General features: G+C 34.1%; 11 protein-coding genes. All 11 read left to right on the forward strand.

Translation table 11 applies throughout. From position 1 onward, the window contains the following. The 11 genes from IQ247_RS08880 (at window position 1) to IQ247_RS08930 (ending at window position 13918) form a co-directional block, all read left to right on the forward strand. The gene (locus tag IQ247_RS08880) at window positions 1-2259 is read left to right on the forward strand and encodes a GumC family protein (RefSeq protein ID WP_228059590.1); all 2259 of its coding nucleotides are present in this window, start codon (window positions 1-3) and stop codon (window positions 2257-2259) included. After that, a complete protein-coding gene (locus IQ247_RS08885; protein ID WP_193919050.1) occupies window positions 2256-3191 on the forward strand; it encodes a glycosyltransferase family 2 protein in 936 nt (311 codons plus the stop codon). The genes IQ247_RS08880 and IQ247_RS08885 overlap by 4 nt, the downstream gene beginning before the upstream one ends. An 86-nt stretch (window positions 3192-3277) precedes the next feature. After that, window positions 3278-4603: a flippase gene (locus IQ247_RS08890; RefSeq protein WP_193919052.1), complete on the forward strand. Its 1326-nt coding sequence runs from the start codon at window positions 3278-3280 to the stop codon at window positions 4601-4603. Window positions 4604-4722: 119 nt separating this feature from the next. Then, window positions 4723-5667 carry a glycosyltransferase family 2 protein gene (locus tag IQ247_RS08895; RefSeq protein ID WP_193919054.1) on the forward strand — a complete coding sequence of 315 codons (945 nt, stop codon included), beginning with the start codon at window positions 4723-4725 and terminating at the stop codon, window positions 5665-5667. A 48-nt stretch (window positions 5668-5715) separates the two neighbouring features. Further along, window positions 5716-6963, forward strand: a complete 1248-nt coding sequence (locus IQ247_RS08900) for an O-antigen ligase family protein (RefSeq protein ID WP_193919056.1) — start codon at window positions 5716-5718, stop codon at window positions 6961-6963. Window positions 6964-7005: 42 nt separating this feature from the next. Next, window positions 7006-8325, forward strand: coding sequence for a glycosyltransferase family 4 protein (locus IQ247_RS08905; protein ID WP_193919058.1), 1320 nt, complete (start codon window positions 7006-7008; stop codon window positions 8323-8325). 37 nt (window positions 8326-8362) lie between these two features. Beyond that, complete coding sequence (locus IQ247_RS08910; RefSeq protein WP_193919060.1) at window positions 8363-9379, forward strand: GT-B fold glycosyltransferase domain-containing protein; 1017 nt, start codon at window positions 8363-8365, stop codon at window positions 9377-9379. Window positions 9380-9445: 66 nt separating this feature from the next. Next, window positions 9446-10324 carry a glycosyltransferase family 2 protein gene (locus IQ247_RS08915; protein ID WP_228059591.1) on the forward strand — a complete coding sequence of 293 codons (879 nt, stop codon included), beginning with the start codon at window positions 9446-9448 and terminating at the stop codon, window positions 10322-10324. Window positions 10325-10465: 141 nt separating this feature from the next. Next, on the forward strand, window positions 10466-11617 hold the full coding sequence (locus tag IQ247_RS08920) for a glycosyltransferase family 4 protein (RefSeq protein ID WP_193919062.1): 1152 nt from the start codon (window positions 10466-10468) through the stop codon (window positions 11615-11617). A 21-nt stretch (window positions 11618-11638) separates the two neighbouring features. Beyond that, on the forward strand, window positions 11639-12415 hold the full coding sequence (locus IQ247_RS08925; RefSeq protein ID WP_193919064.1) for a WecB/TagA/CpsF family glycosyltransferase: 777 nt from the start codon (window positions 11639-11641) through the stop codon (window positions 12413-12415). A gap of 75 nt (window positions 12416-12490) precedes the next feature. Then, window positions 12491-13918 (forward strand): sugar transferase, encoded by a 1428-nt coding sequence (locus tag IQ247_RS08930; RefSeq protein ID WP_193919066.1) that lies wholly within the window; start codon window positions 12491-12493, stop codon window positions 13916-13918. Window positions 13919-14083: the final 165 nt, after the last annotated feature.

The following is a 14083-nucleotide window of genomic DNA, read 5'->3' on the forward strand; positions in this document are numbered from 1 at the left end:
ATGGAAACTCTAGACAATATTGAAAAAATTGAAGAAATAGATATTCAAAAATATTTCCAGGTTCTCAAACGTCGGTGGTTACCTGCGTTGGGAGTTTGTGCGCTGACGGTGGCGGGAACATCATTGTATGCACTTTCACGCAAACCGACCTATAGAGCAGAAGGAAGTGTAATGATTAAGAGTAATCGGACTTCTTCTCTAACAGGAGTTTCGGAAGATTTAGGACGCTTGGAAGCATTAACTCAAAATAATAATCCTTTAGATACTCAAACACGTATTGTTACATCAAATCCTGTACTTCAAGAAACAATTACCGCACTAAATCTTACAGATGAAAAAGGCGAAAGTTTGCCAATTTCCACTTTAGCTGGTCAATTGTATGTTGAAGGAATTAAGGGTAGTGATGTTTTATTAATTTCTTATACTGATGCAAATCCTGAAAAAGCAGCCAAAATTGTTAATACAGTTATCGATAAGTATATTCAGCAAAATGTTTTAGCGAATCAAGGAGAAGCACAAACCGCACGCAAGTTTCTTTTGGAGCAATTACCAAAAGCAGAATCATCTGTGAAAAAAGCAGAATTAGAATTGCGACGATTTAAACAACAATATCGAATCATTGCTTTAGATGAAGAAGCTAATGCAGCAGTTGGGACAATTAATAAGTTAGAAGAACAAATATCTCAAAATCAAGCTCAATTAGCGAATATAACTGCACGTTTAGCAACTTTACGGGCTGAAGCTCAGGTGGAACCACAACAAGCTGTGATATCGGCACAGTTGAGTCAAACACCAGGAGTACAAAAAGTACTTGCTCAGTTACAGGAAGCAGAAAGTCAATTAGCGTTAGAGAAAACTCGTTTTAAATCGGGACACCCTAGTGTTGTTAGTTGGGAAGAAAAAGTTGCAGCTTTAAAAAATCTGCTCAATCAAAGAACAACGGATATTGCCGGTAATGAACAGCAAGTTCAACAGGGAAATTTACAATTAGGAGAACTCAGACAAGGTTTAATTGCAGAGATTACCCGTGTGGAAGCAGAGCGTGTCGGGTTGGAACAGCAGATTATTTCGCTGTCTAAGAAATTTTCTGCCTATAAACAACGAGCCGATTATCTACCGCAATTAGAACAAATCCAGCGTGAATTAGAACGTAGACTCAAAGCAGCGCAATCAACCTATGAGACACTATTGACAAAAATTCAGGAAATTAACGTTGCAGAAAATCAAAAGATTCCCAATGCACGGATTATTTCCGCAGCTTTAGTACCTGATGTACCCCAGGGACCGCGTAAGATGCTATTTATCGTCGGTGGAGCTGCTGCGGGTGTCTTATTAGGTCTGATGGCAGCCTTTGGTTTAGACTTAATAGACCGCTCTGTTAAGACAGTTAAAGAAGCCAGAGCAGTTCTTAAATATACATTGCTTGGAGTGATTCCCGCAGTGGGTAAGCATAGCAAACATAGTTCTTCCGTTGCTGGGGTTAACAGACCTATTCCTCAAATTATCGGTAGAGATATTCCGGAATTTCCCGTAGGCAATGCTTATCAAATATTACAAGCTAACTTAAAATTCCTCTGTTCGGATACTCAGTTAAAAAGTATTGTGGTAACAAGTTCTGTTAGTAAAGAAGGAAAATCGGAAGTTGCAGCAAACCTCGCTGTAGCAATGGCGAGTACGGGAAGACGAGTATTGTTAGTGGATGCAGATATGCGTCACCCCATCCAGCATCATACTTGGGGGCTAACTAATGCGGTTGGTCTAAGTAATGTAATTATTGATCGGCTGAATATTAATGCTGCTGTACAAGAGGTATTACCTAATTTAGATGTACTTTGTTCTGGTGTTGTACCTCCTAATCCCATTGCTCTGCTTGATTCTCAGCGAATGGCAACATTATTGGATAATTTTACGCAACAATATGATTTCGTTATTTTTGATACTCCAGCGGTAGTTGGAACAGCTGATGCAGCAATATTAAGTGACCTTACTGATGGTATTTTACTGGTTGTTCGTCCTGGTGTTGTTGATTTAGACAGTGCAAATGCAGCAAAAGAATATTTAACTCAGTCAAATCAGAAAGTTTTGGGGATAGTTGTTAATGGTTTGAATGTGAAAAACGAACCGAATAGCTATTTGTATTACACCAAGGAAGCGATAGAGTCGGTAACAAGTCCGAATGAGTTTTCACCAATTAAACAAACTATGTTCAAGAAAATTCAAAAAAGCGAACTTTCTGAGTCTCAAGGAGAAAAATCATGAAAACAACTTGTTTAATTAATAATTATAATTACGCTAATTTTTTGCCTGATGCTATTAGCAGTGTTTTAAATCAAAGCGTGAAATTTGATGAAATTATCATTGTCGATGATGCATCTGCGGATAATTCAGCAGAAGTAATTAAGAAGTTTGGTGGAGAAGCAAATATTAAATATATATTGAAGGAAAAAAATCAAGGACAATTATCTTCATTTAATGAAGGGTTTTTAGCTGCCAATGGAGATATTATCTTTTTTCTTGATGCGGATGATATGTACGAACCTCAATATTTAGAAAATGCCCTGAATTTTTATCGACGCTATCAAGAGTGCGATTTTCTGTTTTGTGGTTATAAAAAATTTGGAGTAGCAGAAGGGGTATTTGAAGAATATGAATATGATTTAGATTTGGGTTATTCCGTAATTAAAACATATTGTCTTGGAGAATGGATTGGTTCTATTACTTCTACAATATCGATGCGTCGAGAAATCGTAAATAAAATTTTGCCGATTCCATATACGGATGATTGGAGGGTTCGCTCTGATGATTGTTTAATATGGGGAGCTTCTTTAGTAGGAGCGAAAAAGTTTTATATGTCTCAAACTTTGGTTATGTATAGAATACATAAAAACAATAATTATCACAATGATAAATATTTAGATACAAGTGTCAGTTTTGAATATAAGAGATTGTTCAAGCGTTCGGCAATTATGAATCATATTATGCAAAAAAATAGCTTAACGTTACCATTATTTTTAGCTTATACCTCACTTCAGGAGTTAAAAACTATTCCTTGTCCTACAAATAAAGATTTTAAGTTATATCTGAAAATTATCTGTTTATTAGAGCCAAATTTTTATTGGAAAATTAAAGGAGTATTTTTATTGTTTGGATATTACTTAAAAATTTTGTTGGCTGGAAAGTTAAATAAGTAATAAATAATATTTTTTAACGCAAAGGCACGCGGAGGAAAGCGCAGAGTTACACAGAGATAAATGTTGAGTAAATAAGAGTTTTATTAATGCTGAGAAACTTAAAAGTTAAAAATCTATCATATTTTAAATCTCATTCAAAACTACGAGCAATTGTTAGTAATACTGGATGGTTGTTTTGCGATCGCGTTTTGCGGATGGGTGGAGGTTTGTTTGTCGGGGTATGGGTAGCACGTTATTTAGGAACTCAACAATATGGTCTTTTTAATTATGGGTTAGCTTTTGTCAGTTTATTTACACCAGTTTTTACTTTGGGTTTAGATGATGTAGTAGTGCGTTATTTAGTCCGAGAATCATCAGATAAATCAGAAATTTTAGGGACTACTTTTGGTTTAAAATTAATAGGTGGAATTGTTTCGGTTTTGTTAGTAGTAGGAAGTATATTTTTTTTAGAAGCAAATAAACCATTAACAATATGGCTGGTGACAATATTAGCCATAACTGGAATTTTTCGCTCTGCCGATACTATTGATTTATGGTTTCAGTCACAGGTGCAGTCAAAGTACAGCGTGATTGCGAAAAATATCACCTATTTGCTGAGTATTTTACTGAAAGTAGGATTAATTTTAATTAAAGCACCGTTATTAGCATTTGCTTGGGTGACATTAGCAGAAATTGTCATGAGTGCGATTGGTTTAATTGTTATTTATCAAGCTAAAGGATTTTCTAAATTATGGAATTGGAAATGGAATTTTACAACTGCAAAAAAGTTACTTAAAGAAAGTTTCCCGTTAATTTTTTCGGGATTTGCTATTTTGATTTTTATGAAAATTGACCAGATAATGTTAGGTCAAATGAAGGGTAATAACGAAGTTGGTATTTATTCTGCGGCTGTACGTATTTCTGAATTATGGTATTTTATTCCGACTACCATTGTTTCTTCTGTTGCTCCGGCAATTTATGCAGCGAAAGAAAAATCAGAGCATCATTACTATAAACGAATCGGACAGTTATTGCGCTTATTAACATATATCTCCCTAGCAATTTCTATTCCTATGACATTCTTTTCAAAAGATATTGTTTTAATGATGTTTGGTAGTGGATATGTAGAAGCTGGGTCAATTTTAGCAGTGCATATTTGGGCTTCTTTATTCGTGTTTATGGGTGTAGCAACATCACCTTGGTTTATAGCAGAAGGATTAAATCATGTTTCTTTAGGTAAAACTTTACTGGGAGCAATTCTTAATGTCATACTCAACTTTTTACTTATACCTGAATATGCAGGACTTGGTGCCGCGATCGCAACTATTTCATCTCAAGCTGTGGCAGCTTTTTTGAGTAATGCTGTAGATAAAAGAACGCGCAAATTATTTCAAATTCAAATACAGTCTTTTTTGCCTTTTTATAAATATTAATTATCATCAAGTAATGAAAAATATTTCATTTTTAGACATAGCAATTAGTTGTTATATACTCGAATTTTGTCATTGAAAATATTAAACTTAATCCATATACTAGAGAACACAGTACAATCATGAACAAACAACTAAAAACACCAATTAGTTTTATCATTTTCAAGCGTCCAGATACCACTAGTAAAGTATTTGAAATCATTCGTCAAGTTAAACCCAAAAAGCTATTTGTGATTGCCGATGGACCTCGACACGACCGCGAAAGTGAAGCGGAAAAATGCGCTGCAACACGGGCAATTATCGAAAAAGTTGATTGGGATTGTGAAGTTATTAAAAATTACTCTGATGTTAACTTAGGCTGTGCAAAAAGAGTTTCTAGTGGTTTAGATTGGGTATTTAATAATGTAGAAGAAACAATTATTTTAGAAGATGATTGTATCCCGAATATTACATTTTTCCGGTTTTGTGAAGAATTACTAGAAAAATATCGATACGATAGTAGAATTACTTCTATTGCTGCTCAAAATGCCCAATTAGGAAGAAAACGTACCGATTATAGCTATTATTTTTCATCCTACAGTCACTGTTGGGGATGGGCAAGTTGGAGACGTGCTTGGCAACATTATGATTTACATATTAAATTATGGCAAGAAATTAAACAATCAAATATTTTAGAAAACATTCTTCCCAATTCTAAAGCAGTAAGTTATTGGCAAAATATATTTGATTCTATTTATGAAAATCCTACAGGTATCACTTGGGATTATCAGTGGACATTTGCTTGCTGGGTACAGGGTGGATTGAATATTATTCCTAACGTCAATTTAATTAGTAATGTTGGTGTTGGTGAAGACTCCACAAATTTTAATTCTTCTCAAGAATTTTCGTTTATCAATCTTCCTACAGAAGAAATGAAATTTCCTTTAAACCATCCACCTTATATAGTAAAAAACTTACAAGCAGATAAGTTTATTCAAGATACTGTATATCATGCAAGTCGGATAGATATTTTTAAACAGAATTTGAAGAAAATACTTCAGGATAAAAAATTAATTATGCATTCGTAAATATAGGGAATAGGGAGTAGGGAGTAGATAGTTTATTGAGGTACGAAAATGAAAATTGAGCGCATTGAAAAACTTGCCACACTTGTACTAATACTGATTACTGTAGGTGCTTTGACAATTAAACCAGTTCATGAAATTTCCGAACATCCTTTAGGTGGTGCAATTATAGATAAATTATTAAATGCTCTATCATATTTAATATTATCTGTTTTGATTGCAAACTATTGGAAAGGATTTATATATGTTGGTAGTAAAGGTGTATTTCAATTATTACTATTAATATTAATTCTATTTTCTGTATTATGGTCAGCAGATATGGCTTCGAGTTTAACATACATCCGAGGTTTAATTAGAATATATTTTCTGGCAATTTATTTAGCGATGCGCTATAGCTTCAAAGAACAAATTAGATTCATCGCTTTTGCACTGGGAACAACAACAATTTTATCAATAATTTTTCCCTTAATACCAAGTTTTGGAGGAATTCATACAACACCAGAATTACCTGGTGGTATGTGGGCTGGAATTTTTGGTCATAAAAATGAATTGGGGTACATGATGGCTTGGAGTGCAGGAATTTTTTTACATTTAGCGTTGAGTGAATCTCGATTTCGCTGGCTCAGATTAACAATATTTGCATTATCTATTTGTTTAATTATTCTCTCTCGTTCCACAACTTCTTTAATGATTGTTATCACAATGATATCTCTTTTACCTTTATATAAACTTAGTACAAACAATAACTATAAATTACAAATAATTGCAATTAGTTTTGTTTTAATATTATTAGTTAGCGGTTTAATATTAATTGTAGGTAACGCAGAAACTTTAGTTGGTACATCTGGCAAAGATTTAACTTTAAGTGGACGTACAGACTTATGGGAACCTGTATTAAACCAAATTCTCAAAAGACCTTTATTTGGTTACGGATACGCTGGATTTTGGACTAGTCCATTCGCTTCAAATACCAGATTAACTTATGAATGGGCAAGTAATTCTCATAATGGCTTTTTGGAGATAATGTTAGATGTCGGAATTGGTGGATTCTTAATTTTTATTATCGGTTTTATTCGCTTCTTTACTATGGCACTTTATCGAGTTGTATTAGTTGCGAAAAAACCTGAAGATTATTTACCAATGCAAATGCTTGTCATCATTATTATCGTGAATATTTCTGAAGCTAGATTATTAACTCCTAGTTGGAATTGGTTTATGTATTTGACAACTTCTCTAACTTTAACGATGGAATATCACAGAGCTAGAAGAAGAACATTACTCAATTTGGCACAAGCTTAATACTAATTAATTATTTAAATAATTAAAAGAGAGAAATAATCAATGAAAATTTTACATTTAAGTACTCATGATATTAACGGTGGTGCTGCTAGGGCTGCATATCGATTACACAAAGGATTACAACATATCGGACTAGATTCACAAATGTTAGTGCAAGAAAAATCAAGTAATGATAAAACAGTAATTGCACCAAAAATACGATTATTCCAAGGTATAGCTAAAACAAAATTGACCTTTGAAACTTTACCTTTGAAGTTTTATAAAAATAAAACCAAAAGTACATTTTTTAGTCAATGGTTACCAGATAGAGTTGTCCCTCAAATCGCACAAATTAATCCAGATATTATTAATTTGCATTGGATTAGTGGAGCTTTTATGCAAATAGAATCCATCGCTAAACTCAAACAGCCTTTAGTATGGACACTTCATGATATGTGGGTATTTACTGGAGGTTGTCACGTTGCTAGAGATTGTCAACGCTATACCCAATCTTGTGGTGCTTGCCCGCAACTTAATAGCAATCGCGAACGCGATTTATCTCGCTGGGTACACAACCGTAAAGTTAAAGCCTTAAGCAACTTAAATTTAACTTTGATTGCTCCTAGTAATTGGATAGCTGAATGTGCTAAGTCCAGTTCATTATTTAAAAACTCACGAATAGAAGTAATTCCTCATGGATTGAACACTCAAAAATATCGACCTATTCCCCAAAATATAGCTCGCGAAATTCTCAATTTACCTCAAGAGAAAAAACTGATTTTATTTGGAGCATTAGAAGCAACCAGCGATAAAAATAAAGGATTTCATTTATTACAACCAGCATTACAAAAACTAAGTCAATCTGGTTGGAAAGATAACACCGAGATAGTAATTTTTGGTGCTTCTCAACCAGAAAATCCACCAGAATTAGGATTCAAAACTCATTATTTAGGACATTTATATGATGATACATCTTTAGCTGCCGTTTATTCCGCTGCCGATGTAATGCTAGTTCCATCTCTACAAGAATCCTTCGGACAAACTGCCTCCGAATCCCTCGCTTGTGGAACTCCGGTAGTAGCATTTAACGCAACTGGTTTAAAAGATATAATCGACCATCAACAGTGTGGTTACTTAGCTAAACCTTACGATATTGATGATTTTGCTCAAGGAATTATTTGGGTTTTAGAAAACACTCAAAGACACGAAAAACTATCTTTCTACGCAAGAGAAAAAGCCCAACGAGAATTCACCCTCGAATTACAAGCAAAACGTTATTCTCAAATATTTACACAAATTATCTCTGAAACAAAGCAATCTAAATCATCAAATAGTTCCTTCTTTCTTTCCTCAGCGCTCTCTGCGTCTCTGCGGTTTAAATAAATAACTGTCTAAAAACACCATCAAGGATTAACACCAAATGACAACACCATTAGCCTTCATAATTTGTACAGAACCAGGTCGTTTAGAACCTCAATCGTTGATGCTCGCAGAAAGTATTCGTAAATTCTGCGGTAATTTAAAAGATACACCAATATATAGTTTTCATCCTCGAACAGGTACACCAATTGCCATAGAAACCCAAAAAGCATTTCAACAATTAGGAGTGATTCATCAACAACTACCAATAAACCAAGAATTTCACGAATACTATTTAGCAAATAAACCCTTAACTTGTGCATATGCAGAACAAAATATAGATGCAGAAATTCTAGTTTTTCTTGATAGTGATAAATGCTTTTTCGCAGAACCAACAGAATTTTTATTACCAGCAGATTGTAACGTGCGAATGCGTCCTGAATATGGTCAAGGTATCGGTTCTACAGGTAAAAACGACCCCCATGAATGGTACTGGCAAAAACTTTACGAGGTGCTAGGAGTCAACAACGAAATATTTGTCAATGCTCCAATTGGGAATAAAAAAATTCGAGCTTATTGGAATTCCGGTTTAGTTGCTGTTAGAAGAAATGCAGGAATATTTACATCCTGGAAAGAAAATTTTGAAAAAGTAATGCGTTTAGATATTGCTCCTCCCCAAGGTATTTATTTTGTAGAACAGTCAGTTTTATCTGTTACCTTATGTGCATTATCAGAAAATGTTTCGCATTTTTCCGATAATTATAGTTATCCATTACCTTTACACAATCGATTATCAAAACAATGGCGATTAAAAAAATGGGATGATTTAATTTCGATGCATTATTTTAATTTGTTCTACTACCATGACTGGAATCAACAAATCAAAAAACTGAAAAACTTTAATCTTGATTCAGATAAATACAAATGGCTATGTGAAAGAGTAATTGCTCATCAAATGCCACGTACTTCTGTATTACATAGACATATGTTGACGGTGAGAAAATTGGAGAAAAAATTGCATAATTTTAACTTGAATATTAACCTAAGTGGTTGGATAGAACGGGTAGCAAATCTTTAAATTAAACTAATACTATCGATAAATATTTCACAATTTTTTCACACTAAAACCTATTATTTTTTATCAATGAATACTAGAATAAATCAACCACAAATAGCAGTCATTATGACCTGCTTTAACCGACGCGAAACAACTCTTGCTTGTCTACGTGCGTTGCATCAGCAAACAAATACATTTGATGTTTTTTTAACTAATGATGGTAGTTCTGATGGTACAGCAGAAGCAATCAAAGCAGAATTTCCACAAGTAAAAATTCTCCAAGGAAACGGTAATTTATTCTGGGTCGGAGGAATGCGTTTAGCATTCGCAGAAGCAATTAAAAATTCTTACAATTATTATCTTTGGTTGAATGACGACACGTTTTTAGAAACCGATACCTTAGATAAATTGTTGAATATTCAAATTTATTTGAGCAAACAAGGTTGTGAAAATTCGATTGTGGTAGGTACAACTAAAGACCCAATTACTCAAAAACCCACCTATGGAGGTGCTGTTAAATCCAAAAAATGGTACTCTAATAAATTTGAATTTTTAGAACCAACTCAACTCATACAGCAATGTGACGCGATGTTTGGTAATTGTGTGTTAATTCCTCATAGTGTTGTGGCAAAAGTTGGCAATATCGATGCAGCATTTATTCATAGTTTAGGAGACTTAGATTATGGTCTCAGAGCGCGTAAATTAGGCTGTTCTATTTGGATTGCACCTGGATATGTTGGTACTTGTAGTAAAAATTCTATTCGTAATAGTTGGGCTGATACTAATTTACCCTTACAACAACGTTTGCGAAAAATATTACAAGTCAAAGGATTTCCTCTCAAACCTTGGACTACATTTTGCTCCCGTCATTCCGGAAGATTTTGGTTGATTTATTGGTTATTACCTTATATTCGCGCCGTTATTGGGTATAAAAATTTAGCTGCATCTCCAACTTTTACAGAATAAATACCGCAGGAAATTGCATAATACTAATTAAAAAATAACCAGAACTCATTAATATTATTCTCAATTACCAATTACCAATTACCAATCACCAATCACCAATTACCAATTACCAATTACCAATTACCAATTACCAATTATATTATGGGTAAACGTTTATTAATTGTTTCTAATCTTGATTCTAGCGAGCCTTTTGGCGCTTTTACCAGACCTTTTTATCTTGGACAATATCTAGTTAAATATTTTGATGTATGTCAACTAGGATTAGATTGTTCATCTGTTAATTATGCTCAATCAATTTCTGTCGGTTCTAGAAGTCTTAAATCATATATTAAAGCAGTACAAAAATCTATTGATGAGTTTCGTCCAGATATTATATATGCTCAAGAAACACTTCCAAGTATAGCTGCATTGATTGCTCTTAAACTCAAAAAAAATCAAAATTGCTCTCTTGTCTTGGATTTTCATACTTTTTCTGCTTATGAATATTGGACTCGTTTATCTTCAGTGAATAATTGGTTTCAAGAGTTCAAACAATGTATTAAAACCTATATTGCTCAAGGAATACTTATCTTTTCTGGTCATCCTATCATTGCTGCTGGGGAATCTACCCCCGAATTAATTTCTCAGTGGTATGGAAGAACTCCCAAACAAATATCCTGTATAGGAAATGGAGTTACAGAAGATTTATTAAATAGTCATTCTTTAAATGATACAGACCCTTATAAACAATTACGACCAGCTAAAATTGTAGTAGTTGTCGCGCCGAAAACCTATGGATTTCCGACTAATGATATGTCAGTATCCATGACAATAGATATTGCTAAAAAACTAGAAAATCAGCCAGAAAAAATACATTTTGTTGTCATCGGTCGCAACAAAGACGACATTGAAAAAACATTCCCATCTAATATTTCATTCACAGGATTTTTGCCTAGTAGAAATGATTTTATAACTCACATTAAATATGCAGATATTACTCTATTACCATTTTCTAAACAAGCAGTAGCAGGAGGAGCGCGGAATAAAGCCCTTGATTATTTCGCAAGTCAAAAACTAGTAATTTCCACACCTGAAGGATTGCGTGGTTTAGAAGAATTTCGCCATCTCCAACATCTTTTAGTAACAGATTACTCTGCCGAAGACATTGCTCAAAAAATCTTAGATGTTGCTTTAAATCAAGCAAAATATCAACCCCTTGCTCAGGCTGCATACAACTTAATTAAAGAGAAATATTCCTGGAATGCTAGAGCGCAATCTATTGCAAATATTCTCTTATCCACAAGTAATGCTTAACTTTTAAAACATCTTAAACCTATGAATCGTTCCCCATTAAAATTTCTCGGTATTGAAGTCGATGCACTCAATATTTCCCAATTGAATGCTTTAGTTGCAGAGTCTATTCAACAGCAAAAAAAATGGATTATTGCCAATCACAATTTGCATAGTCTGTATATTTACCATCATGACGCTCTGATGCGTAAATTCTATAACAAGGCTGACTATATCCATGTTGATGGTATGCCATTAGTATTCATTGGTAAACTGCGGGGATATTCCATCGAGCGAGAACATCGAGTTACCTATGCTGACTGGGTATGGTCTTTAATGGAAGAAGCTGTTAACAAAAATTGGCGTATATTTTATTTAGGTTCTAAACCGGGAGTTGCTCAACAAGGAGCAGATATCTTACGTCAAAAATACCCTGGTTTAGAGATTGCTTGCGCTCATGGTTATATCGACGTGACTAAAGATAGTCCAGAGAATCAAACTACCATCGCTGCAATCAACGCTTTCCAACCTCACATTTTAATGGTAGGAATGAGTATGCCTCGTCAAGAACGTTGGATTCTCGATAATCTCGACCAGCTTCAGACCAATGCAATTCTACCCAGTGGTGCTTGTATGGACTATATTGCAGGTGTCGTTCCAACTCCCCCACGGTGGATGGGAAAAATGGGATTGGAATGGTCTTATCGTCTGTTTAGCGAACCCAAAAGACTATGGAAGCGCTATTTAGTTCAACCCTGGTTTATCGGTAAATTATTGATTCAGGAAATCTTTGGTTTTTCTGATCGAGCAAAATCCTACTAGATACTCTATTGCATTAATTTTGATAATTCAACTAACCTTATTTCACACACATTTATAACAGGAGATTTGAGTATCGTGTCTTACGTGAATGTAGCGATAAATAGCTTCAAGCCCGACTTACGCTCCGCGAAAAGTGCAACTATACAGCGAGGATTATTTATCCGATTGCTGCGCGTAATTCTATTAATACTGCTCGATATTTCATCCTTGAGTATCGCTTGGAATTTAGTTATTACTTACAGTTCTCCCTTACAATCTGAATGGACAAAAAATCTACCATTTCTATTACTAAGTTTAGGAGTTCAAATTGCTATTCTTGTTAACAGTGGTGTTTACCGAGCAGGTATGTACCGTCGTAATTATGTAAGCATCGTAAAAGCAATTTCCTTATCATCTATACTGCTATTATTCATCACTTATATCTACGACCCAAGTACTTACATTCAGCGTTCTAATTATTTATTGTATTGGCTTGCATCTATCGCTTCTATCTGTATTTTTAGAAAAATATTCGATTTCTCAACTAATTTTCTGCGCCAAAAAGGTATCATTCGTCATTCAATTTTTATCATCGCAGACGCTCAAGAAAAAGAGCAATTAATCAACATTGTCGAAAAAGATAACTGTTATACAGTACAAGGTTTTGCAGAATCTAGCTGTCTCGATTGGGCTAATAGAGAAAAGACTTTTGCATTTTTAAGCAGTCAAAATGTAGAGGAAATATTTATTTCCTGGGATTCAATAAAAAACCGCTCCTTTCTTTGCTGGCATTTTTATAATGCAGGAATTACCATACACATTCTACCAACAGAAAATAAACTTCCTTTCTCCAAATCTCAGTTTAGTTTGATTGGAGAATTAGCTTTCCCCACCATTACAGCACCCATTTTTCCTGGGGTTGATTTTTGGTTAAAGCGGTTGTTTGACTTTTATTTTGCGCTATTTTTAATAGTCCTACTCGCACCTGTTTATTTATCTATTGCTGTACTGATTAAACTGGATTCTCCCGGACCAATATTTTTTCGTCAAAAACGTATTGGTTTACATAGTAGAGAGTTTCTGATTTGGAAATTCCGGACAATGATTACCGATGCAGAAAAAATTCAAGTTTCTTTAGAAGCTAAAAATGAAATGAAAGATGGTGTGTTTTTTAAAATGAAAAATGACCCTAGAGTAACTAGAGTTGGTCAGTTTTTACGCCGTTACAGTCTGGATGAATTACCGCAATTTTTTAATGTATTAGTTGGTGAAATGAGTTTAATTGGTCCTCGACCTTTACCAATCCGCGACGTACAAAAATTTCAAACCAAGCATTTTATTCGTCAAGAAGTTCTCCCCGGTATTACTGGATTATGGCAGGTTTCTGGACGTTCTGAAATCGATAATTTTGATGATGTAATTAAATTAGATATGAGCTACATTGAGAATTGGTCAATATCACTTGATTTGAACATTTTTCTCCGCACTTTTAAAGTATTACTGCACAAAACTGGTGCTTATTAAGGTTACTCTATATTCATTGTTTTATACATATTTTGTAGAGATATACAATGGGATATCTCTACATTTTTTTATTTGTCATCATCAATTTTTTTTATCATCAAAAGTTATGAAATTACCTACAAGCTTTCATATAAGCAAAAGTATATAATAGCCTTGATAAATTTA

Origin of the sequence: Plectonema cf. radiosum LEGE 06105, from assembly GCF_015207665.1 — a bacterium.
Taxonomy (GTDB): domain Bacteria; phylum Cyanobacteriota; class Cyanobacteriia; order Cyanobacteriales; family Nostocaceae; genus Rivularia; species Rivularia radiosa_A.

Excerpts from the sequence above, each read along its gene's own strand:
- IQ247_RS08885 (WP_193919050.1), top strand. The coding sequence starts at position 2,256 with ATGAAAACAACTTGTTTAATTAATAATTATAATTACGCTAATTTTTTG.
- IQ247_RS08880 (WP_228059590.1), top strand. The coding sequence starts at position 1 with ATGGAAACTCTAGACAATATTGAAAAAATTGAAGAAATAGATATTCAA.
- IQ247_RS08890 (WP_193919052.1), top strand. The coding sequence starts at position 3,278 with ATGCTGAGAAACTTAAAAGTTAAAAATCTATCATATTTTAAATCTCAT.
- IQ247_RS08900 (WP_193919056.1), top strand. The coding sequence starts at position 5,716 with ATGAAAATTGAGCGCATTGAAAAACTTGCCACACTTGTACTAATACTG.
- IQ247_RS08895 (WP_193919054.1), top strand. The coding sequence starts at position 4,723 with ATGAACAAACAACTAAAAACACCAATTAGTTTTATCATTTTCAAGCGT.
- IQ247_RS08920 (WP_193919062.1), top strand. The coding sequence starts at position 10,466 with ATGGGTAAACGTTTATTAATTGTTTCTAATCTTGATTCTAGCGAGCCT.
- IQ247_RS08905 (WP_193919058.1), top strand. The coding sequence starts at position 7,006 with ATGAAAATTTTACATTTAAGTACTCATGATATTAACGGTGGTGCTGCT.
- IQ247_RS08910 (WP_193919060.1), top strand. The coding sequence starts at position 8,363 with ATGACAACACCATTAGCCTTCATAATTTGTACAGAACCAGGTCGTTTA.
- IQ247_RS08925 (WP_193919064.1), top strand. The coding sequence starts at position 11,639 with ATGAATCGTTCCCCATTAAAATTTCTCGGTATTGAAGTCGATGCACTC.
- IQ247_RS08915 (WP_228059591.1), top strand. The coding sequence starts at position 9,446 with ATGAATACTAGAATAAATCAACCACAAATAGCAGTCATTATGACCTGC.